Genomic DNA, 21,854 nt, shown 5'->3' on the forward strand with positions numbered 1-21,854 from the left:
GGATCGTGGTTGTGGGCCGCCTTCAACCCCCTGGAGGCGGCCCACAACCACGATCCCGAGGCCCGCATCTTCGAGCCCATCACCTATTTTGCCGATGGACGTGCCGGTTACGACATCCAGTACCTGACCCGGGACGAGCTGAGTGCCGACGTCTTGCGCCAGTACGAGCGCTATCTGGTGCTGAGCCAGGACGAGGGGCAGGATCTGCTGAGCAGCGCCCCCGAACATACCCAGCCAACCCAGGGAGAGTGATGACCAGGCAGGGATCAAGTCAGCTCCGCGCCCGGAGCTTATGGCCGGGCACACTGGCGGCGAGGGCTACCCCCCATCACAACAGAGAAAGGGGCCCCAGGGCCCCTTTCTCGTCACTGCCTCAACCAGCGTTGGTGTCAGATCCTCACCGGCTCAGGCGGTTTTCACGCACTTCTGGATAAAGCTGTTCTTGGCCGCCCCGGCGAGCTTCTTGTCCGCTGCCGCCTTCTCGCACCGGGTCGCCTTGTCGGCGGCGGCGTCCGTCTTCAGGCACTTTTGTACGAAGCTGTTCTTGGCCGCGCCAGCCAGCTTCTTGTCGGCGGCCGCTTTCTCGCACTGGCTTGCCTTGGCACTGGCGGAGGCGTCCTTGACGCACTTGCCCACAAAGCTGGTCTTGGCGGCGCCCGCCAGCTTCTTCACCGCCGCCTGGGCCTCGCACTCTTGCTGCGCGCCAGAGGTCGCGCTCTGGGCTACTCCCATGCCCATGACCGCCACACACAGACTCAACACCATCAGGATCCGCTTCATATGTCACACTCCCATCGTTCTATCCATTGTGGTTGGCCCCCACTCACGCGGGCCAAACGAGGCACTCTCGCCTCGCTGCACTATAGTCCCCCCGCCCCGTGACAACAAAAAGCGCACCGGCTCGCCGAATACGCCATCCCACATCCCGCCCCTTCCTCCCCGTTCAGCCCCTGCGATTGTTGAGCTGGCGCAAAAAACGCAGATCTTCCTGATAGTTGCGTCACTTTCTGACTGGTTTGCATATGGGGCTTAAGGATATGCTGGTCATTCGGCGCCTACAGCACCATCCGGGCCCGCCCGCTGGTCGATGGAGCGCATTGGAAGCTGTAATCCAGGGGCGGTAGCGTGGGTTTGTCCACCATCCTCAGGAGCATTAGAACGTAGATGAGTGATAACCCCAACAAACGAGATGCAACCCAACAATCTCAGCATTGAATAGGGGAAATTGATGCGCTATCGCCGCGCCATGGCCAGCGGAGCCTGCTGGTTCTTCACCGTAAATCTGGCCGACCGGCAGCAAGATCTGCTGATACGCAATATCGACCAGCTACGCGAAGCCATACGCCACGTCAGACAGCAGCATCTGTTCGAGATCGTAGCCATGGTGGTGATGCCAGAACACCTTCATGCCATCTGACAACTGCCACCGGACGACAGCGACTATCCCCTACGCTGGTCCCTGATCAAGACGGACTTCTCACGAGGTCTTGCCAAAACGGAACGGATACGGGAAAGCAGGCACAGAAAGCGGGAACGCGGCATCTGGCAACGCCGCTATTGGGAACACCTGACCCGGGACGACAGGGATCTGCAAGCCCATGTCGATTACATCCATTTCAACCCGGCCAAACGCGGTTATTACATCAAGCCGGTTGATTGGTCTTACTCCTCCATTCATCGTTATATCAAGCGGGGATGGATAACCAGTGATTGGGCCATTGATATTGACTCTAAGATGGAGTGGTAAAATCACCACGCGGTAAACGTTTAACTTCGCTCCGATCAGCCTCAACCTACGAGTTCGATACATTAGCATGTAGGTTAACGCTAAATTAAGTAAAACCAAAAATACGATATATTGATATCGATTAATATCGTAGAAACACATACATCAAATATCTTTCGACAAAAAATAAAATAAATCGATCGTATTGCATCCGCTAAGCAAAAGGAAATTCCGCATAATGGAAAACATTAAAATACAAAATTTTCTTGTAATAAAAAAGGCAGATATTAATATAAGAAAAATCAATATTATAATAGGTCCTCAAGCAAACGGGAAAAGCATTGTAGCGAAATTATTATATTTCTTTAAAAATACATCCATGATTTTCATTAATTCCATTCAATCGCAGAGTGATAAGAGAACACTAGATAGGGAATTACTTAGTGACTTTGAGAAAAAATTCCCTAGATATGCTTGGGAAGGTACAAGCTTTACTATTACCTATCAAATTAAAGAGCTAAAAATAGTCATCAATGGTACCAAGAATGCTCGAGGAAAAACAAATATCTCAATTAGTTATAGTGAAGAGCTTACAAAATTATTTAGTACCAAGAAAAAACTATACACAAAAAAAATAGAAGAACTTACGAGTAGCGAAAAGTTTTCAGCCACTCGTCAAATTAATAATTTAGAAAGACACGTCTTCTATGAACATATTATAGATCCATTACGACACGGCGAATACTCTGAATTTTTCTCTAATTCAATATTCATCCCCGCATCTAGATCTTTTTTTGCAAACCTACAAAAAAACATATTTACCTTCTTGGCATCAAATATAGATATCGACCCTTTTTTAAAAGAATTTGGAAGCGTTTATCAAAACTCTAAGCGTTGGTACAAAGACTCCTATTTAATGAAAGAGCATAGGACTCTACTGACTGATTTATATAAAGCGTTAGATAGCATCGTAGGTGGGGACTATGAGTTCCATGAAGATCAAGACTGGATAGTAAACAAATCAAGGAAAATCAATTTAGTTAACGCCTCATCCGGTCAACAAGAATCTCTACCAATGCTGCTAGTCCTTTGTGTTTGGCCCATGCTTAGAGCAAACCCCAAAGAGAATATGTTATTCATTGAAGAACCTGAAGCACATTTATTCCCTACGTCTCAAAGCCATGTTGTCTCTATATTATCCTTGCTCTACAATTCATTAAGAACAAATTTCTTCATTACATCACACAGCCCTTACATACTATCCGCCATCAATAATTTTATTCTTGCACACGATGCCATACATAATAATAAAATAACATTAGAACAGTTCCAGGAAATAAATGGATTAGGAATGCCAATATCATTTGATGATATATCCGCATACACAATAAACAATGGAATATCCAGTGATATTGCAGATTCGGAATACAGAATGATTGGCGCAGACATGCTTGATGGAATTTCAGAGCACTTTGAAAAAGTAATGAATCATATTTTATCTTGCTCGGATGAGAAATAAATGGACTATGCCACCTGCAGTGTTTCTTGTACTGATAGTAAAGTTGTTGTCCAAGAAAATCAAAGTAGATTTGAAGTAATCAACAAAAGTAAATTAAAAATAACAAAAGTACAAGTAGATGGGTGTTTGATTAATGATGACAGGGAAAAATGCGACTGGATTATAGAAGTAGAAAAATCCAAGGAAGATAAGCACGCACTTTTCATAGAACTAAAAGGCTGTAATTTAGATAAAGCAATATCTCAGTTGCAATCCACACTTAATGACACAAAGGATAGATATAAAAGTCACCATAAAGAATGTTATGCCGTGACAAGTCGAGTACCTAAACATGGAGCAACAGTTAGAAAAAGAAACCTTGAATTCCATAAAAAGAACAATGTCGTTCTATTTGTTAAAAATTTGAGAGCATCAATACAGATTGAAAATTAATATCTTTAGATAAATCTTCCTGTACTTTTATAAATAAACGCTCTTACGTTAACTCAATCCTAAAACTCTAATCCATTAACCCCCCGCTCTCTATATCAAGACCGGGGGATTTTTTATGTAGGAAATCTGGGACACCCACCTTTCTGAGCCAGCCACTGCTCGACTGGCTATCTCTGCAATCATGAATACTGACCCCAAGAAAACAATAAAAATCGGGCCAGAAATCTGGGACACCCACCTTTCTGAGCAAGCCATAGTCAGACTGATTATCAACGCTCTGATGGATGGCAGGTCGAGGGATTAGGGCCAAAAAATCGTCAAGCAGGCCATCGAGGCATAACTAGCCTCTTGTTCAGGCACGGCCCAGCCTGGCATCGAATAACATGCCGAGGTTTGATATGGCGTGGGATTAACGATTCAAAGGAACGGCTGATGACAACGTCGCTGACCACAGTGCTGGGCGAATTGCTGGCAATGGCCTCTGTCGCCCACCACTCTGATACCCTGCCGCCGAAACAGCGTCACCAGCTTCAGCCAGCGAGACCCATCCAACCCCAACCGTACCAAGATGGGCGCAAGACGAGCCGGTATATGACCCCGCTTATCGGTTCTGATGGCTCGCCCTGTCCAGTCCACCAAGATTAGATAGTCAGCGAAGGCATAGGGCAGGTCATCCGGGTTGCCCTTGCTGACAAATGGCAGCAATAGCGGAGATAAAACGTCGGTGGTGAGGGGCTCAGCTAGGCGCTGCTTGATGCTGGTGTAGTCACTCTGCTCGGGTCGGTCGGCAATCGCTGCCCGTATCGGATTGAGATCAACGTAGGCCATGCAGGCCAGCAGGGCTGATTCGGTGAGGAAATCTGGGACACCCACCTTTTTGACGGATGGCAGGTCGAGGGTTCAGGGCCAAACAAAAAAGTGGGTGTCCCAATTTGGAAGTCCAAAAACCATCCCGTCCGGGATGGTTTTTTATTGGATGGCTTGAAAGGCAAGGACCTTCTTACCACCGCCCTTGGGGTGGCTGCTGGTTGCGCGACTCCACCATGGCAATGAGGATGGCCATCAGGCTCGATATCAGCATCAGCACCATGGCGATGGGCAATGAGAACAGGGCGTAATAAGTGCGCCCGATTTCTGCCAGGACGGTGTCTGCAGACACCATAAAAGGCAGCGGCAACAGCAATATCAGAGCGAAGTAAAAGATGATCCTGGCGATCATCAAGGGGGTTTTGAGGGACTGGGTCACTATTTTTCGGTACGGCCACATGATGGTTTGCTCCCTGCACTGTGGTGGTGTTGTTGTCGATAAGCCGCGCCGTCGAGGCATCTGCGGCTCTGCTCGTCCATGAAGGGTGTCAAGCAGTCCCCTGATTAGCAGCCACGGCAGACCGGGTCAACGGGCCACGGAGGGCCGGAAATGACCCACAGACAGGGTTGTGCTGCCAGGGGCGAACATAACAACGAGAGTGCAAACCAGATTCGTAAAAACGTCGCAGCAATCACTGTCAGCACACTTTCTGCCAGCAGGTTGTGAGGCACAACCAAAACGGGGAGTTGCGCCGTGGGCTGCGCTGTGATGCCCCCTCCCAGGCAGAGCGGTGCCCTGCGTGCGGCTCGGGTTCCCCGGCCTGGATGGCTTGGCTCTTGCTACTCAATCTGGCTACTCAATCTGACTAACGGGTCTGGCTGCACGGCCTTGATGGTGAGCCTTGATTACGCACGCTATACACGCACTCTGGCTGCGCCGAGCCAGTGTGACTGCGCTAGTCGGTTGCAGGCCGATCGCCGGGCTGCTGCGCCCCCAGCAGCGTGGTGCCGTAGGAGTTGTCCACCGTGCAGCGCCACTGCCCGCCTGGCTCTTTGCGAAACACATAGGTAGCGCGGCGGGTCTCGTCGAACCAGCCCTCCCCGACCGGGTAGCGCAGCCGGGTCTCCATGATCACCAGGGCGTTGTCGGCCCCCTCGATCACCTCCATGGCGCCCTGGGTCACCTCAAGCTGACCGTCAAAGTAATCGGAGATGGCACTGAAGGCACGGCGGATGGCGGGAATGCCGCGCACCACCATGCCGGGTTTGACCACCAGGGCGGCGTCTTCGGCGTAGAAGGCCATCAGGGCGTCGAAGTCGCGCCGAGAGATGGCGGCGTCACAGGTCTCGATCAGGGTGCGAAGGGGATGCGGGCTCATGCCGTGCTCCTTGTTTCAGGGGGATCTGGGCGGGCTACCCGCCCAATACCGGACATCAATACCGGACATAAAAAATCCCCCGCTTTCGCGAAAAAGCGGGGGATCGTCAGCGTCTCATGACAGCTTAACCGAGCAGGAAGGTCTTGAGGCGGCCAAAGTCAGCGGGCAGATCGTGAGACAGGAGCGGCAGCGCGGCGTGCTTGGCGAGCGGGCCCGGCAGCGGCACATCCAGATTCAGGATCTCGTCTACCGACTCCTTGAACTTGGCCGGATGGGCGGTGCAGAGGAACACACCGACCTCGTCTTGCCCAAGCTGCTCGTTCAGCAGATCCCAGGCAATCGCCCCGTGGGGCTCGCACAGGTAATCCAGCTGATGCAGGCGTTTGAGCGCGTCGCGAGTCTGGGCATCATCACGCATCCCTGAGCCCAAGGTTTCCAGCGCCCAGCCCTTGCGACGGCACAGCTCTTCCACGCGCGGCCAGTTGTTGGGGCGGCTCACGTCCATGGCGTTTGACAGGGTTGCCACAGTCTGGTGCGGCTCCCACTGGCCGGTTTTCAGGTAGCGCGGCACGGTGTCGTTGGCGTTGGTGGCGGCGATAAAGCGCTTCACCGGCAGCCCCAGCGCCTTGGCGATGAGACCCGCAGTGAGGTTGCCAAAGTTGCCGGACGGCACGCTGATGACCGCCTTGGCCCGTTGGGCTTTCGGCAACTGGGCCACGGCTTCGAAGTAGTAGCAGACCTGGGCCAGCAGGCGGCTGATGTTGATGGAGTTGGCGGAGTTGAGGCCGATGGCGGTCTTGAGCCCTTCATCGTCGAAGGCATCTTTGACCAGCGCCTGGCAGGCATCGAAGTCACCGTCGATGGCGAGGGTGCGGATGTTGCCGCCGAGGGTGCAGAAAAGCGCCTCCTGCAAGGGGCTTATCTTGCCCTTGGGGTAGAGGATCACCACTTCAATCCCCTCCAGGCCGTAGAAGGCGTGGGCCACGGCGGCGCCGGTGTCGCCGGAGGTGGCGGTGAGGATGGTGATCTTGTCATTGGTTCTGAACGCAGCCAGACACTGGGCCATGAAGCGGCCGCCGAAATCCTTGAACGCCAGGGTCGGGCCGTGGAACAGCTCGAGGGCATAGGTGCCATCTTTGAGCTTCACCAGGGGCGCCGGGAAGGTGAAAGCAGCGTCGATAAGCTCGCTCACCTTGGCAGCCGGTACTTCGTCACCCAGCAGGTGGCTCAGGATGCGGGCCGAGCGCTCGGCCAGCGGCAGATCCAGCAGGGCATCCACGTCGGCCAGCGGCTCCAGGGTCTCTGGGAAGAACAGCCCCTGCTCTCGGCCCAGACCCTGACGCACCGCCTGCGCGAAGCTCACCTGTTCACTCTTGTCCTTGATGTTGTAAAGATTCATAGCTCGCTTCCTGTTACCCGTGCCCCGGCCATGTCCAGTTTGCAGACCCGGGCAAATCCATCTTCATTGCGCACGAAGTGCGCTTCCATCCACTCTTTCATGCGTTCGGCCTGGGCCAGATCCTTCATCACCACGAACACGGTGGGACCGGACCCCGAGATGCCGGTGGCCAGCGCCCCGTTCTGGGCCCCCTGGGCCCGCACCTCGTTGAAACCTTCAATCAGGGCCGCGCGATAAGGCTCGGCGATGACGTCTTTCAGGACGCTGGCGGCCAGCCCTTCCTGGCGGCTGTAGCTGGCATGCACGAAGGCGGCCAGCCGGCGGCCATAGGTGAGGCAGTCCTGGCGGCGATACTGGGCCGGCAGGATGGCGCGGGCAGCGGCGGTGGAGACCACGGTGCCCGGGTAGCAGACCACCCAGTACCACTCGTCAAACACCGGGATGCCCTGGCTGATGACGCCCCCCTCCTCCAGCACCAGCTGCATGCCGCCCAGATAACAGGGCGCCACGTTGTCGTAATGGACGGAGCCGGAGATCTTCCCTTCCATCTCCCCCATCAACAGCAGCAGGTCGTGTTCATTCAGGGGCGCGCCGTGGAAGGCGTTGAGCCCTTCCAGCGCCGCCACCACGCTGCAGGCGCTCGATCCCAGGCCCGAGCCCACCGGCAGGTTCTTCTCCAGCACCATTTCCAGCGGCTTGAGACCCAGGCCGCGCTTCTCCAGCGCCTCGCCATAGGCGACCCAGCAGTCGTGGAGGATGTTCTTTTTCGGGTCGTCCGGCAACTTGTGGGCGTAACGGCCCACGGAAGAGAGAGCGAAAGGCACCTCTGCCGATTTGACCTGGACGCGGTCACCCAACAGGGAGCCATCCACGGGGGCGAGCGCCGCCCCCAGGACGTCAAAGCCCACACTCAGGTTGGCGCTGGAGGCCGGGGCATAGGCCACCACGCTGCCTCCGATTTCTACATTCGGGTTCATCTCTGAACTCATGTTACAGCTCCTGCTTCCAGTTCTGGGTGCGCAGCACGTCGGCGAAGACACCGGCGGCGGTCACTTCGGTCCCTGCGCCATAGCCGCGCAGTACCAGGGGGATGGGCTGGTAATAGGTGGAGAAGAAGGCGAGCGCGTTCTCCCCGTCTTTCACCTTGAACAGCGGCTCGTCACCGCCCACCGCCTTGATGGCGACCTTGCACTTGCCCCCCTCGATGGAGCCGACGTAGCGCAGCACCTTGCCTTCACGCTGGGCCGCCGCGAACTGGTCGCGGAACCAGCCGTCGGCCTCGGGCAGACGGGCCATGAAGGCTTCCACGTCGCCGCTGACGTCGAAGCCCGGCGGCAGCGCCTGCTCCACCTCTACGTCGGAGAGCTCCAGCGCCATGCCGGCCTCACGGGCCAGGATCAGCAGCTTGCGGGCCACGTCCATGCCGTTGAGATCGTCACGGGGATCCGGCTCGGTGAAGCCGTTGCCGCGGGCGATCTGGGTAGCCTCGGAGAAGGCCATCCCCTCGTCCAGCTTGCCGAAGATGAAGGAGAGCGACCCGGACAGGATGCCGTCGAAGGCCCGCAGCTTGTCACCGGCCTTGATGAGGTTTTGCAGGTTCTCGATGACCGGCAGGCCCGCGCCCACGTTGGTCTCGTACAGGAACTTGCGACGGGTCTGGCGGGCGGTGCGGCGCAGCGCCTTGTAGTAATCCAGCGACCCGGTGTTGGCCTTCTTGTTCGGGGTGACCACGTGGAAGCCGGCCCCGAGGAAATCGGCGTACTGGACGGCCACGGCTTCGCTCGAGGTGCAGTCGACGATCACCGGGTTGATGAGGTGGCTCTCTTCCACCAGCTTCTTCACCGCCTCCAGGCTGAAGCTGCCTTGTGCTTCCACCAGCTGTTCACGCCAGTTGGCGAGGACCAGGCCATCCTTGTTGACCGCCATCTGACGGCTGTTGGCGATGCCGACCACCCGCAGGCCGGTGCCCTGCTCGGCCAGTACCGGCTGCTGGCGGGCAATCTGATCCACCAGGGCTGCACCGACGCCGCCCACCCCGACCACGAAGAGATCGATGAACTGCTGGCTGCCAAAGAAGTTCTGGTGGCACGCCTTGATGGCTTCCGCCACCTTGCCGGAGCGCACGACCGCGGAGATGGAGCGCTCGCTCGACCCTTGCGCGATGGCGACGATGTTGATGGAGGCCTGGGCCAGGGAGGTGAAGAAGCGCGCCGCCATCCCCTTGGAGGTACGCATGCCGTCGCCGATGAGGGAGATGATGGCCAGATCGGTCATGATCTCGAGCGGGTCCAGCAACTGGTTCTTGAACTCCAGCTCGAACTCGCGCTCCAGCACCTTGCGGGTCTTGTCGCTGTCGTAGCTGTGGATACAGAAGCTGACGCTGTACTCGGAGGACGACTGGGTGATCAGCACGATGCTGACCCCGGCGCGGGAGACGGCGGAGAAGATGCGACCGGCCATGCCCACCATGCCCTTCATGCCGGGACCGGAGACGTTGAACATGCACATGCCGGAGAGATCCGAGATGGCCTTCACCTTCAGATCGTCATCCCCCTGATCGACCCCGATGAGGGTACCCGGACCCTGGGGGTTGAAGCTGTTCTTGATGAGGCAGGGAATGTGGAACTGGGCCACGGGGGCGATGGTCTTCGGGTGCAGCACCTTGGCACCGAAGTAGGAGAGCTCCATCGCCTCTTTATAGGAGAGGGTTTTGAGCAGGTAGGCATCCGGTACCAGGCGCGGGTCGCAGTTGTAGCAGCCCTCCACGTCGGTCCAGATCTCGCAGCACTCGGCATCGACGCAGGCGGCCAAGACGGCGGCGGAATAGTCGGAGCCGTTGCGGCCCAGCAGCACGGTCTCGCCCTTGTCGCTGCCACCGGTGAAGCCCGGCATCAGGTAGAGACAATCAGAGCGCAGGCCCTTGGCGGCGAAGCGCACCCGGGAGGCTTCGATGTCCACATGGGCTTCGAGGTAGCCGCCATCGGTGACCAGCAACTGCTCGGGCACGATGAGATCCAGCTCGAGGCCGCGCACCCGCAAGAGCTCGTGCATGAAGGCGATGGAGAGGTTCTCGCCACGGCTCAGGATGCGGGCCTGGACGTTGTCCGGGCACAGCCCCAGCAGACGGATACCCTGCATCAGCCGCTCGACCTGATCCAGTTCGCTGGTCAAACGAGCCTGCAGCGCCTTGTCATCCAGCGCGGGATAGGCGGCTTTGAGCCCCGCCAGCAGGCGGGAGAAGATACCGTTGATCTCAAACAGGGTACTGCTTGCATCCATGCCGCGACTGGTCTGTTCCACCAGGGCGACCAGGTGATTGGTCACCTTGGCCGGTGCCGACAGCACCAGGGCCACCTGGGATTGGCCATGGGTATTCACCGCGATATCGGCAACCCGCAAGAAACGCTCTGCGTCGGCCAGTGACGACCCGCCAAATTTCAACACTCTCATCGCTATCTCCCTGTATTCCCTGCAAATTGATCTGCTAATTGGTCTAAAAACAATCCAACAAAAAAGGCCCGTACTGGGTGGGTACGGGCCTTTTTCTGATTTCTGTGCTTGTTCGTCAGCGCATCAACCGGCCCCAGTGCCACCTGTGGTGGTACCGGTAATAATGGTGGTGGTGATGATGTTGGTGAATAGCTGCATGACGAACACTCTTGAACGAATCTGGTTGTTAGCAATACCGCGCCCGGCGAGGGGCTGTCAACCTAAACCTCCTTGCCAAACTTGCGGGCAAGGTCTTTGCAGAGCAGATGGAGCATATTGAGATCCCGCTGCGGCAGCATGGGCACTCGGTCCATCACCCATTGATGCAGTTTTTCATCCTGCGAAACTCCGAGTTCACCAAGCAATTCTGCTGTTTTTGATTTCAGCACGCGAACCTGCCCGGTACTCTCGAAATTTTCTGCTACGTCCTGCTCGTCGCTCACTTTCTGGTCATCGAGCAGCGGACTCAACTCATAGGCATACAGCATGATCGCCTGACCCAGGTTCAGGGACGGGTATGAGACCTTGAGAGGCAGGTAGCTGATGAGATCCACCTGGGCGAGCTGTTCGTTGGAGAGGCCCGACTCCTCGCAGCCAAACACGATGGCCACCTTCTCGAGGGAGGGCTTGGCCCGGACCTGGTCGCGAATGTCCGCCGGGGTGAGGTAGTGCTGGTAGCGGCCGCGCTGCCGGGCGGTGGTGGCGACCACCAGATCCATGTCCGCCAGGGCCTCTTCCAGGGTGTCGAAGGCTTGCGCATCCGTCAGGATCTCCTGCGCCCCGTGGGCAACCCAGCTCGCCTCCTCCTCTTCGTGCACCCGGCTCCCCACCAGTCGCATGGCATCGAAGCCCATGGTCTTCATGGCGCGGGCAGCAGCCCCCACGTTGGCGGCACGGGCGGGCGACACCAGCACAAAATAGAGTTTCATCGGGTTCTCTCCAGGATGGGGCCGACGCCGCGAACTGCGGCGAACCGTCGGCAAAACAGGGGCGCAATCTACCGTTTATCCCGAAATATTGCCACTTGAACAGATGTTTGGATGTTGCCATAGTGGCCTTGGACGCGAGTCCGCCGCCTCAGGGCACTGACGCCATGGGCCCGACAGATCACAAGGAAGAGAGAGATGCAGCAGCCATTGGAGCAGGCGGTCGCCGAGACGATCCTGCAACGTTTTGAGTCGTTTTACAGCCGCTTTCTCGAGATAACCCAGGGCAGCAAGAGCCGTTTCGAGAACAGCGACTGGCTGGGGGTGCAGCTCGCCGGTCGAGAGCGCATCCGCCTCTATGATCACCATGTCGGCGCCACCACGGCGCAGATCAAACAGATGATGGGGGAGCAGCTGCCGACCCAGGCCCTGCTCAAGCAGGTGAAAGGCGCCTTCAGCGATCTCCTGCCCCGCTGCGAGAACTTCGAGGTGGCGGAGTCCTTCTTCAATTCCGTCTATCGCCGCATCTTCCGCCATCGCAACATCCGCGACGAGAACCTTTATATCCACCCCTTCGTGAGCCGGGGCGACAAGCCTGATCTGGGATCCTTGCTGCGTATCTATCGCACCGATCTCTCCCACCTGCCCCAGACCCTGAGCCAGCTGCTCGGGGATTACAGCTTCACCCTCCCTTTCGAAGACAAGCAGCGGGACATCATGGACATCCACCGCCATCTGGCAGAGAGCGGCCCGGCCATCCTGCACGAGGAGCCCTTCGCCATCGAGCTGCTCAGGGAGGTGTTCTATCGCAACAAGGGAGCCTATCTGGTGGGGCTCATCCGGGTGAAGGGAGAAGTCTATCCCTTCATCCTGCCCTTGCTCAGCACCGGTCAGAGCATCTATGTGGACACCGTCATCTTCGAGCCGGAGCTGGCTTCCATCGTGTTCGGCTTCGCCCGCGCCTACTTCATGGTCTATGCCCCGGTGCCGGCGCTCTTTGTGGCCTTCCTTCGCCAGATCATGCCCCGCAAGCCGGACTATGAAATCTACAACGCCATCGGCTGCCAGAAGCACGGCAAGACCGAGCTCTATCGCCACTATCAGCAGCACCTGGCCCAGAGCCGGGAGCAGTTCGTCATCGCGCCCGGCATCAAGGGGATGGTGATGAGCGTGTTCACCCTCCCCTCCTACGATGTGGTGTTCAAGGTGATAAAAGACGAGTTCACCCCGCCCAAGGAGGTGAGCCACGAGCAGGTGAAGGAGAAATACCGGCTGGTAAAACAGCACGATAGAGTGGGCCGCATGGCAGATACCCAGGAGTTCACCAACTTCGAATTTCCCCTCGATCGCATCTCGCCGGAGCTGTTGACCGAGCTCAAGGCGGTGGCGCCTTCTGCGCTTACCCTCACCGCCGACAAGCTGGTGATCAAACACCTCTACACCGAGCGCAAGATGATCCCCCTGAACCTCTATCTGGATCAGGCGGACGAACAGCAGACCCGCCTCGCCCTGGAGGAGTACGGCAACGCCATCCGCCAGCTCGCGGCGGCCAACATCTTCCCCGGCGACATGCTGTTCAAGAACTTCGGGGTGACTCGCCACGGCCGGGTGGTCTTCTATGACTACGACGAGATCTGCTACATGACGGAGTGCAACTTCCGCCAGATCCCGCCGCCGCGCTACCCGGAGGACGAGTGGAGCGCCGAACCCTGGTATTCGGTGGCACCCAACGACATCTTCCCGGAGGAGTTCGCCACCTTCCTGCTGCAAAAACCCCAGGTGCGGGAGATCATGATGCAGTTGCACAAGGAGCTCTTCGATGCCAACTACTGGAAGATGCTGCAGAGCAACATCAAGGAGGGGATGTTCGAGGATGTCTATCCCTACCGGCGCAAGAAGCGGTTTCGCTTCCAGCGAGGGGGATGACCCGACATCAGGCACAAAAAGGGACGCCATGGCGTCCCTTTTCACATTCTTCTGCACGCTGGCGCAGGGGGCGCCTGCGACAGCCTTTGACGAGATTCCGGCTTATTTCACGGCGTCAAAGGTCAGCAAGGTGGCCTTGTCGGCATCCTTGAGTACCAGCTGTTTGCCGCTGATCTGGAAGCTCGCCACCTTCTCCAGGGTCTGCAGGTAGTTCATTTCCTTGCCGGCCAGATCCCCCGCACACATCATGCGCGTCGAACCCATGGCGCCCAGCGTCAACACGCCGTCACCCTGCTCTGTGATGCCGCCAAAGTAGCGGTTGCAGCCGCCCTTGCCCGCCACCTTGTCACCGGCGACCTGCAGGGTGAAGGTATCACCGCTCGCCCCTTGCAGTTGCCAGGTCGATGCCTGCAATTGTGCCAGCGTGGAACCCGTAGTCATGGCGCAGCCTCCCAGGGCCAGAGCGGCCAGCAGGATCAGTTTGTTGTTCATCAGTTCACCTCGTGATGGAGCGTGTCGTAACGACACGGAGTGAGGGGCCTGTGTACCATGACTGCAGCGTCAATCAAAACTCTTTTATTGTGATCGGGGTTCCCTTTACTCCCCGCTGGCATGTGCCATGCTTGTAGTCCTGTTCGGACCCAGGGAGGGGAAACGAATGGTCAAGTCTCTCGTCATCGCCATGGCATCCAGCCTCGTCTTTTCGGCTCAGGCCGCCGACTGGAGTTTTCTCCAGACCGAATCGGACAACCCGCTCTACGTCAAAAGCTATTCCGGCGTACTGCTCGGCAACCAGAGCCATCTTGGCGACAACTTCGACCTCTGGCTCATCAATACCGGCTATCAATACCCGCTTCAGGATGACATCAGCCTCTACATGGAGGCCGGCCCCGCCATCGGCCCCCAAAGCGGGCAGGCCGGGTTCAATATCAGCTCTGGGGTGCGCTATCGCCTCTCCCCGTCACTCAACATCGGCAGCCAGCTCAAGCAACTGGAGGTGAGCAAGGCCAGCACCCTGGTTGAGCTCAACAGCAGCCTGCTGGTGACACCCTCCCTGGCCATCACCGCCAATTACGGACTCAGTGCCTTCAGCACGGAACACTTTCTCACTCTGGGCGTGGGCTTCAACTTCTGAGGTTCAGAGGAGCCTGGCGCCACTCACCAGCACACCGTTGAGGTCGGCGTAGACATAGTCGCCGGGCGCTATGGTCACACCGGCAAAAGAGACCACGGTGTCCAGCGTGCCCAGGCCCCGTTTTTCGGTCTTTACCGGGCAGGGGGCCAGGGCCTTGACCCCCAGCGCCAGGGTCGCCAGCGTCCCCACATCCCGCACGGCACCATTGATGAGGATCCCCTCCCACCCCTGCTCCACCGCCTTGATGGCCAGCTGATCCCCGAGCAGCGCCCGACGCAGGGAGCCGCCCCCGTCGATCACCATCACCTTGCCATGGCCGGGACGGTTGACCAGCTCACGCACCAGGCTGTTGTCTTCAAAGCAGGAGAGGGTCACGGCCTCGCCGTAAAACAGCGCCTTGCCGCCATAGTCCTGAAACAGGGGGTCAGCGATCCTAAGGGCATCGCCATGTTCATCGCAAAGGTCGGGCAGCAGGTCCAGCATGATCATCATCCTTCCATGGAGTGAAATGTGTCCGCTCATTCTTTCATCATGTCGGGGCGCTGACAATCCACCGGCCGGGTGCCCTGTGCGGATGGCGGGGGGCCATGTCAGCCCGAAGGCCTGAACCGCCAGCGGGACGCAAGCGCCCCCAGATGACAGGGCGGCCCTTCCAGCAACACGGGCACCAGCCAGAGCTCTCCTTCACGCACCCAATAGAGGGCATTCTGGCCAAATCGGGCGGCCAGCCGGATCGCCTCTGGCAGCGAAAGCGGCAACAACAGCGACGCCTCCTGCCAGCGCTCATCCTCATCGCTCCCCCAGACCTCTCCCATGACGGGACAGTCGCCCACTTGCCGGACAAGGGCTCGCTGGCGACGGGCATTGCGGCGCAGCCCCACCCACCGGCTGGCCGGGTTCCAGGCCGTGACAATGGCATAGGCTGGGCAGTGGGGGGGTGCAAAGGGGGCGATGAAGCACACTTTTCTGTAGTTTTCCCACAAAGTCATGTCAACCACATGTTACATCCCATTACATTTATTAAGGGCGAAAAAGCGGGTCAGCCCAAGTATGATGCAGCGAACTCGGGGATTGACTTATATCAAAGCTGAGTTAAAAAGTTGCTATCTGACGGCAAAGAGTGTTGTTATGCGCCTGTTAACTGATAAAATGCAGCAACTTTTGTAATGGACTACCTCTCCGGGCTTCTCTTGTTCAGACTTGTTGAGAGCCCATGTACGGCACAGGGATGCTTGCCGACATAGTTACCAAATTCGCGATGATTCGACCTGATATTCATACCCAGGATGACGTAATAAATTTTCAGGACCGGTCGGATAACGCCAAAGAGTGTTAAAATTTCGATAATTAACTGATAAGAATCTGGGAATACTCATGCAAACACCACATATTCTGATCGTCGAAGACGAGCTGGTCACCCGCAACACCCTCAAGAGCATCTTCGAAGCCGAAGGCTACATCGTGCTGGAAGCCAACAACGGTGACGAGATGCACCAGGCCCTGACCAGCCACACCATCAACCTGGTGATCATGGACATCAACCTGCCGGGCAAGAACGGCCTGCTGCTGGCGCGCGAGCTGCGTGAAGATGACAACATCGCCCTGATGTTCCTGACCGGTCGCGACAACGAAGTGGACAAGATCCTGGGGCTGGAGATCGGCGCAGATGACTACATCACCAAGCCGTTCAATCCCCGTGAACTGACCATCCGTGCCCGCAACCTGCTGAGCCGCACCATGAACGTGGCCGCCGGTGGCGAAGAGAAGAAGCTGGTAGAGCGTTATCTGTTCAATGGCTGGGCTCTGGACATCAACAGCCGCGCCCTGGTCAGCCCGGCAGGGGACATGTTCAAGCTGCCCCGCTCCGAGTTCCGTGCCATGCTGCATTTCTGCGAGAACCCGGGCCAGATCCAGACCCGTGCCGAGCTGCTCAAGAAGATGACGGGCCGCGAACTCAAGCCCCACGACCGCACCGTGGACGTGACCATCCGCCGTATTCGCAAGCACTTCGAGAGCGTGGGCGACACCCCTGAGATCATCGCCACCATCCATGGCGAAGGCTATCGCTTCTGCGGCGAGCTGGAGCAGGAGTAATTCTCCCACTCCCGAGTTGAAAAGGCGCCCTGTGGCGCCTTTTCCATGTCTGCAAGGCTCGCCCCAGGCAACTTGCCCCCTCAAAAAATGCACAACAAAAAGCCCACTCGCAGGAGTGGGCTTTTTGTGTGAAGACTGGAGCGGGCAGCGGGAATCGAACCCGCATCATCAGCTTGGAAGGCTGAGGTAATAGCCATTATACGATGCCCGCTAGGCATCAAAACGTGCTCGGTGTGATGGGGAATCCCCACGACAGACAGCCATCTGGCTGATATGGACAACGGCGCGTGCCGCTATCTGGAATGTGGAGCGGGTGATGGGAATCGAACCCACGTATGCAGCTTGGGAAGCTACCGTTCTACCATTGAACTACACCCGCGTCAGTGGCCTCTACTATATGCATTTTGCCGCCGAGCGCAATCACCGACCTCGCATTTTTTGCCATAAATCAAGCTGTTCGGCCAACTAATGAGCATGAAGCCGATTTTTCACACAATGATGTTCATCCGCCCGGTTCTGCAAGGTTGCCAAGCCGTGGGGGCGACGATAGTCTTGCGCCACTCGTTTGAGGAGGGTGGTAATGGACAAGAACAGACAGAAACATCTCTATGGCTGGTTGCGCAAACAATCGGGCCATGGTCGGCGCTGGATCGGCATCTCCATCGCCTTCGGGCTGGGTCAGGGCGTCCTGATGGTGATGCAGGCCTGGTTGCTGGCGACCCTGCTGCACGGTTTCATCATCGAAGGCTCCACGCCGGAGCACTCCGCCCCCCTCTTCATCAGTCTGTTGCTGGTGACCCTGACCAAGGCGGCCCTGGCCTATGGCCGCGAGGTGGCGAGTTTCAAGGCAGGCAGTGCGGTGCGCCAGGCCATCCGTGAGCTGGTGCTCACCCGCCTCGCCAGGCTCGGCCCTGCCTATATCCAGCGTCGCCCCGCCGGTAGCTGGGCCAGCCTGCTGCTCGAGCAGATCGAAGAGATGCAGGACTTCTTCTCCCGCTATCTGCCCCAGATGGCCATTGCCATCTTTATTCCCCTGGTGATCCTGGTCTCCGTGTTCCCGGTCAACTGGGCGGCGGGCCTCATTCTGCTCGGCACGGCCCCCCTCATTCCCCTCTTCATGATCCTGGTGGGAGTGGGCGCCGCCGATGCCAACCGCCGCAACTTCCAGTCGCTGGCGCGCCTCTCAGGTCACTTCCTCGATCGCCTGAAGGGGTTGCGCACCCTGCAGCTTTTCATGCGTACCCGGGCGGAAGGGGAGGCCATCCGCGATGCATCGGAAGATTTTCGCGAGCGCACCATGGAGGTGCTGCGCCTCGCCTTCCTGAGCACGGCCGTGCTGGAGTTCTTCGCCGCCATCGCGGTGGCCCTGGTGGCCGTCTACTTCGGTTTCTCCTACATCGATCACCTCAACTTTGGCAGCTATGGCGTCAAGGTCACCCTCTTTACCGGCCTGTTCGTGCTCTTCCTCGCCCCCGAGTTCTACGCGCCGCTGCGGGAACTCGGTGCCCACTATCACGCCAAGGCACAGGCCATTGGCGCCGCCGAACAACTGCTGGAATTTCTCGAGGCCGACGTGAGCGAACCCGCCTCCGGGACGCTCCCCTTCCATGCGGATGGCCCCGTCAAGGTAGAAGCCCGCAGCCTGGAAGTGCTGAGCGCCGAGGGCAAGGTGCTGGTCGGTCCCCTCGATTTCACGCTGGAAGCCGGCACGCGCACCGCCCTGGTCGGCATCAGCGGCGCGGGCAAGAGCTCCCTGGTCAATGCCCTGCTCGGTTTTGCCCCCTATCGCGGTTCCCTGTGCGTCAACGGAGTGGAGCTTCGTACCCTGGACATCAGCCAGTGGCGCCAGCAGCTAGGCTGGCTCTCCCAGAATCCCCAACTCTTCCACAGCTCCCTGCGGGACAACCTGCTGCTGGCCAGACCATCCGCCAGCGACGCCGAGCTGGAAGCCGCGCTCAAGCGCGCCCAGGCCTGGGAGTTCGTCAATGAGAAAGGGCTGGACTATCGGGTCGGGGATCAGGCGGGCGGTCTCTCCGTCGGCCAGGCCCAGCGCATCGCCCTTGCCCGCACCCTGCTCAAGACGACCCAGATGATGGTGCTGGATGAACCCACTGCCAGCCTGGATCGCCATTCTGAGCGGGCCGTCATGAGCGCCCTCGAACAGGCCGCACAAGGTCAGACCCTGCTGATGATCACCCACCGCCTCGATCAGCTCAGCCAGATGGACAACATCCTGGTGCTGGCGCACGGCAAGCTGGTGGAGCAGGGACGTTTTGCCGCACTCGGCGAGGCAGAGGGCCCCTTCGCCCGCCTCCTGTCGCAATCCCAAGGTTTCGGAGACTCTCTCGATGACTGATCTATTGCCGTTCCTGCGCCTTTATCGCCAGCACTGGCTCAGCCTCTCCATCGGCCTGCTGCTGGCCCTGGTCACCCTGGTGGCCGGCATGGGCCTGCTCTCCCTCTCCGGCTGGTTCCTCTCCGCCGCAGCCGTCGCCGGGCTGGCGGTCGCCACCCGAGACACCTTCAACTACATGACCCCTGCGGGGGGCGTGCGTTTCTTCTCCATCGTGCGCACCGCCAGTCGCTGGGGCGAGCGGGTCGTGAGCCACGACGCCACCTTCCGGGTGCTGACCCGGCTGCGGGTCTGGTTCTGGCAAAAGCTCTCCCCTCTCTCCCCCGGCTCCCTTGCCGGTTTTCGCCAGGCTGACCTGCTCAACCGCCTGGTGGCCGACATCGATGCCATGGATCACGTCTATCTGCGCCTCATCACCCCCATTGGGGCGGCGCTGCTGAGCTGCGCCGGACTGGTCTTCTTCCTCTCCTTCTTCGATGGTCGCCTGGCGCTGACGCTGGGAGCCATTCTGCTCTTTGGCATGCTGGCCTTGCCCCTGGTCTTCTATTTTGCCGGGCGCGCGCCGGGCCGCCAGCTCATCGCCGAGAAGTCCAACCTGCGTACCCGCATGGTGGACTATCTGGACGGCCAGGCCGAACTGCAGATGTTCGCCGCCGCTCCCGAGGCGCTCACCGGATTGCAACAGGCGGAGCAGGCCCTGATCCGGGCCCAGGCCCGCATGGCCCGCGTCAGCGGCCTGGCCGCCTTCTCGGTGCAGTTGCTGAGCGGCTGGACTCTGACCCTGATGCTCTGGCTGGCCGGTCACGGCGTCGGTGGCAGTGCCCCTGACCCCATCACGGCACTTATGGTGTTCGCTACCCTGGCGAGCTTCGAGGCGCTGCTGCCGCTGGCCGGTGCCTTCCAGCACCTCTCCACCAGCCTCACCTCCGCCCGCCGTCTCAACGAGATCCTGCAAGAGGCCAAGGCGCCGGAGTGGGGAGCACAGCAAGCCCCCGCTGCCCGGGGTGCCGTGCAGATAAGCGACCTGTATTTCACCTATCCAGGCCAGGATGCTCCCGTGCTGCAAGGGTGCACCCTGCAACTGCATGCCGGGGAGAAGCTGGCGCTGCTGGGGCAGACCGGCTGTGGCAAGTCCACCCTGATGGGGTTGTTGACCCGGGAGTGGACGGCCCTATCGGGGGAGATCCTGCTCGATGGCAAACCCCTCACCGATTACAGCGAAGAAGCGCTGCGCGCCTCCTGCTCCGTGGTGAGCCAGCGGGTCCACCTGTTTGCCGATACCCTGCGTGGCAACCTCACCCTGGCCGCCCCCGGAGCCAGCGACGAACGGCTCATCGAGGTGCTCACCCAGGTGGGGCTCGGAACTCTGCTCCACGATGAGGGTGAGCAGGCCGAACAGGGACTGGATGCCTGGCTCGGGGATGGCGGGCGTCCGCTCTCCGGCGGGGAGCGCCGCCGCATCGGCATCGCCCGCGCCCTGCTCCACGATGCACCGCTCTGGCTGCTGGACGAGCCCACCGAAGGGCTCGATACCCAGACCGAACGGGAGATCATGGATCTGCTGCTGACCCTGGGGGCGGATCGCACCCTGCTTCTCATCTCCCACCGCCTGCTGGGGCTGGAACGGATGGACAGGGTAGCCCTGATGGAAGAGGGTCGCATCCGTCTGTGTGCCCCCCACCAGGAGCTACTGGAAGATGATCACTACCGCAGCCTGCACCGGCGACTGGCTCCCGCCTGATCCGGGAGTCGTCTCGCTACAATCCATTGATATGGCTAAAAATGGGGCTGGTCGCCATCGGCGACTGCCCCCTATAATGGCCCACTCGCCACCCAACAAGATGCCGATATGAAACGCCTGATCCTGATGATGCCCCTGATTGCCTCCGGTTGCGCCGACTTCGCCTTCAACAGCAATCTGGACAAGGAAAACTTCGACGAGTACTTCAAGCCGGGGAGCGTGCGGATCTACGAGCAGAGCGAGCTCGCCGACCTCAACTACCTCTACCTCGGCACCGTCGAGGGGGAATCCTGCCAGAGCGATGCCAACCAGGCGGTGCCCAATGCCGGTGAAGCCCGCACCCTGGCCCGCCGCCGCGTGGCGGACATGGGGGGCAACGGCGTCAGCTTCGACAAGTGCGCCGAGTTCAGCGACGTGCCCGGCTGCCTGAAGCAGGTGATCTGCTACGGTCAGGCGCTGAAAGTGGCCGAAGAGAAGTAAGTCCTGCCATGGCGATCGCCATCGTGCGACTCGGCAGCCCCCGCCTCGAGGATGAGGGGCTTCGCATCGGCACCGTGCGTCGCCCCCCTCGCGGCGTGCCCAAAGCGGCGTTCGCCAGCCAGGATTGGTACGACGTCTGGTTCCCCAATCTGGCCCCCAGCGCCGAGACCATGAAACTCGGTCAGACTGCCGACACCCCGGCCCGGTGGACCGCTTTCTGCAAGCAGTACAAGGCCGAGATGGCCGCCCCGGCCGCGAAGCACGATCTGGCCCTGCTGGCCGCCCTCTCCCACACCACCCATTTCTCGGTGGGATGCTACTGCGAACAGGAGTCCCGCTGCCATCGCAGTGTGCTGAGGACCCTGCTGGCCGACGCGGGTGCATTGCTGCGCTGAGCCCCGTCATGGATGAACACCCCACATGAGAAGAGGGCACCCCGGGGTGCCCT

21 protein-coding genes, 2 tRNA genes, 1 pseudogene and 1 other annotated feature are annotated in these 21,854 nt (G+C 58.9%); of the genes and pseudogenes, 12 read left to right on the forward strand and 12 right to left on the reverse strand.

All coding sequences use genetic code 11. The features are described from left to right. A pseudogene (locus BN1120_RS21475) lies at nucleotides 1-252 on the forward strand (BCCT family transporter); the annotation flags it as partial. 153 nt (nucleotides 253-405) lie between these two features. On the opposite strand, the gene BN1120_RS09300 reads toward BN1120_RS21475, so the two are convergent. Further along, on the reverse strand, nucleotides 406-738 hold the full coding sequence (locus tag BN1120_RS09300) for a hypothetical protein (RefSeq protein WP_231959462.1): 333 nt from the start codon (nucleotides 736-738) through the stop codon (nucleotides 406-408). A gap of 490 nt (nucleotides 739-1,228) precedes the next feature. On the opposite strand from BN1120_RS09300, the gene BN1120_RS22010 reads away from it, so the two are divergent. The 4 genes from BN1120_RS22010 to BN1120_RS21265 all read left to right on the forward strand — a co-directional run bounded on the left by BN1120_RS22010 (nucleotide 1,229) and on the right by BN1120_RS21265 (nucleotide 3,677). Next, entirely contained in the window at nucleotides 1,229-1,417 is a 189-nt protein-coding gene (locus tag BN1120_RS22010; RefSeq protein WP_231959434.1) for a hypothetical protein, read from the forward strand. Between the two features lie 45 nt (nucleotides 1,418-1,462). Continuing rightward, nucleotides 1,463-1,747 (forward strand): transposase, encoded by a 285-nt coding sequence (locus tag BN1120_RS22015; RefSeq protein ID WP_461781721.1) that lies wholly within the window; start codon nucleotides 1,463-1,465, stop codon nucleotides 1,745-1,747. A gap of 217 nt (nucleotides 1,748-1,964) precedes the next feature. Further along, nucleotides 1,965-3,245: an AAA family ATPase gene (locus BN1120_RS20725; protein ID WP_197713273.1), complete on the forward strand. Its 1,281-nt coding sequence runs from the start codon at nucleotides 1,965-1,967 to the stop codon at nucleotides 3,243-3,245. Then, nucleotides 3,246-3,677 carry a hypothetical protein gene (locus tag BN1120_RS21265; RefSeq protein ID WP_145983738.1) on the forward strand — a complete coding sequence of 144 codons (432 nt, stop codon included), beginning with the start codon at nucleotides 3,246-3,248 and terminating at the stop codon, nucleotides 3,675-3,677. It begins immediately after the preceding gene. A 1,000-nt stretch (nucleotides 3,678-4,677) separates the two neighbouring features. Here BN1120_RS21265 and BN1120_RS09315 read toward each other — a convergent pair. From BN1120_RS09315 to BN1120_RS09340, 6 genes are all read right to left on the reverse strand, one after another. Further along, nucleotides 4,678-4,944 (reverse strand): hypothetical protein, encoded by a 267-nt coding sequence (locus BN1120_RS09315; protein WP_042015800.1) that lies wholly within the window; start codon nucleotides 4,942-4,944, stop codon nucleotides 4,678-4,680. 496 nt (nucleotides 4,945-5,440) lie between these two features. Then, a complete protein-coding gene (locus BN1120_RS09320) occupies nucleotides 5,441-5,863 on the reverse strand; it encodes a YybH family protein (protein ID WP_042015802.1) in 423 nt (140 codons plus the stop codon). A 124-nt stretch (nucleotides 5,864-5,987) separates the two neighbouring features. Beyond that, nucleotides 5,988-7,262: a threonine synthase gene (gene thrC / locus BN1120_RS09325; RefSeq protein ID WP_042015803.1), complete on the reverse strand. Its 1,275-nt coding sequence runs from the start codon at nucleotides 7,260-7,262 to the stop codon at nucleotides 5,988-5,990. Beyond that, complete coding sequence (gene thrB, locus BN1120_RS09330; protein WP_010673589.1) at nucleotides 7,259-8,239, reverse strand: homoserine kinase; 981 nt, start codon at nucleotides 8,237-8,239, stop codon at nucleotides 7,259-7,261. The genes thrC and thrB overlap by 4 nt, the downstream gene beginning before the upstream one ends. 13 nt (nucleotides 8,240-8,252) lie before the next feature. Then, the gene (gene thrA / locus BN1120_RS09335; RefSeq protein ID WP_042015804.1) at nucleotides 8,253-10,712 is read right to left on the reverse strand and encodes a bifunctional aspartate kinase/homoserine dehydrogenase I; all 2,460 of its coding nucleotides are present in this window, start codon (nucleotides 10,710-10,712) and stop codon (nucleotides 8,253-8,255) included. 57 nt (nucleotides 10,713-10,769) lie between these two features. Then, nucleotides 10,770-10,903: a sequence feature (Thr leader region), on the reverse strand. A gap of 69 nt (nucleotides 10,904-10,972) precedes the next feature. After that, nucleotides 10,973-11,680 carry a tRNA/rRNA methyltransferase gene (locus BN1120_RS09340; protein ID WP_042015806.1) on the reverse strand — a complete coding sequence of 236 codons (708 nt, stop codon included), beginning with the start codon at nucleotides 11,678-11,680 and terminating at the stop codon, nucleotides 10,973-10,975. 195 nt (nucleotides 11,681-11,875) lie between these two features. Between BN1120_RS09340 and aceK the strand changes: the two genes are divergently transcribed. Then, nucleotides 11,876-13,603: a bifunctional isocitrate dehydrogenase kinase/phosphatase gene (aceK, locus tag BN1120_RS09345; RefSeq protein WP_010673586.1), complete on the forward strand. Its 1,728-nt coding sequence runs from the start codon at nucleotides 11,876-11,878 to the stop codon at nucleotides 13,601-13,603. Between the two features lie 102 nt (nucleotides 13,604-13,705). Here the strand turns inward: aceK and BN1120_RS09350 are convergent, their stop codons facing one another. Further along, on the reverse strand, nucleotides 13,706-14,095 hold the full coding sequence (locus BN1120_RS09350; protein WP_039039356.1) for an META domain-containing protein: 390 nt from the start codon (nucleotides 14,093-14,095) through the stop codon (nucleotides 13,706-13,708). A 166-nt stretch (nucleotides 14,096-14,261) separates the two neighbouring features. On the opposite strand from BN1120_RS09350, the gene BN1120_RS09355 reads away from it, so the two are divergent. Beyond that, complete coding sequence (locus BN1120_RS09355; protein WP_039039355.1) at nucleotides 14,262-14,738, forward strand: hypothetical protein; 477 nt, start codon at nucleotides 14,262-14,264, stop codon at nucleotides 14,736-14,738. A gap of 3 nt (nucleotides 14,739-14,741) precedes the next feature. Here BN1120_RS09355 and BN1120_RS09360 read toward each other — a convergent pair whose 3' ends face one another. Both BN1120_RS09360 and BN1120_RS09365 read right to left on the reverse strand, forming a co-directional pair. Further along, complete coding sequence (locus BN1120_RS09360) at nucleotides 14,742-15,221, reverse strand: putative 4-hydroxy-4-methyl-2-oxoglutarate aldolase (RefSeq protein WP_042015815.1); 480 nt, start codon at nucleotides 15,219-15,221, stop codon at nucleotides 14,742-14,744. 107 nt (nucleotides 15,222-15,328) lie between these two features. After that, entirely contained in the window at nucleotides 15,329-15,727 is a 399-nt protein-coding gene (locus BN1120_RS09365) for a DUF3293 domain-containing protein (RefSeq protein WP_080767967.1), read from the reverse strand. Between the two features lie 385 nt (nucleotides 15,728-16,112). Between BN1120_RS09365 and arcA the strand changes: the two genes are divergently transcribed. Further along, nucleotides 16,113-16,832 (forward strand): two-component system response regulator ArcA, encoded by a 720-nt coding sequence (arcA, locus tag BN1120_RS09370; RefSeq protein WP_010673581.1) that lies wholly within the window; start codon nucleotides 16,113-16,115, stop codon nucleotides 16,830-16,832. 136 nt (nucleotides 16,833-16,968) lie between these two features. Here arcA and BN1120_RS09375 read toward each other — a convergent pair. Together BN1120_RS09375 and BN1120_RS09380 are read right to left on the reverse strand one after the other, a co-directional pair. Then, nucleotides 16,969-17,043, reverse strand: a tRNA-Gly gene (locus tag BN1120_RS09375). 94 nt (nucleotides 17,044-17,137) lie between these two features. After that, nucleotides 17,138-17,211 (reverse strand) — tRNA-Gly (locus BN1120_RS09380). 201 nt (nucleotides 17,212-17,412) lie between these two features. Here BN1120_RS09380 and cydD point away from each other — a divergent pair. The 4 genes from cydD (at nucleotide 17,413) to BN1120_RS09400 (ending at nucleotide 21,801) form a co-directional block, all read left to right on the forward strand. Further along, nucleotides 17,413-19,188: a heme ABC transporter permease/ATP-binding protein CydD gene (gene cydD, locus BN1120_RS09385; protein WP_042015809.1), complete on the forward strand. Its 1,776-nt coding sequence runs from the start codon at nucleotides 17,413-17,415 to the stop codon at nucleotides 19,186-19,188. Further along, nucleotides 19,181-20,926: a heme ABC transporter ATP-binding protein/permease CydC gene (cydC, locus tag BN1120_RS09390; RefSeq protein ID WP_042015810.1), complete on the forward strand. Its 1,746-nt coding sequence runs from the start codon at nucleotides 19,181-19,183 to the stop codon at nucleotides 20,924-20,926. Before cydD ends, cydC begins: the two co-directional genes overlap by 8 nt. Nucleotides 20,927-21,034: 108 nt before the next feature. Further along, on the forward strand, nucleotides 21,035-21,406 hold the full coding sequence (gene rcsF / locus BN1120_RS09395; RefSeq protein ID WP_010673578.1) for an Rcs stress response system protein RcsF: 372 nt from the start codon (nucleotides 21,035-21,037) through the stop codon (nucleotides 21,404-21,406). Nucleotides 21,407-21,414: 8 nt separating this feature from the next. Further along, nucleotides 21,415-21,801, forward strand: coding sequence for a DUF488 domain-containing protein (locus tag BN1120_RS09400; RefSeq protein WP_039039351.1), 387 nt, complete (start codon nucleotides 21,415-21,417; stop codon nucleotides 21,799-21,801). Nucleotides 21,802-21,854 lie beyond the last annotated feature (53 nt).

This window comes from Aeromonas caviae, from assembly GCF_000819785.1.
Lineage (GTDB): Bacteria > Pseudomonadota > Gammaproteobacteria > Enterobacterales > Aeromonadaceae > Aeromonas > Aeromonas caviae.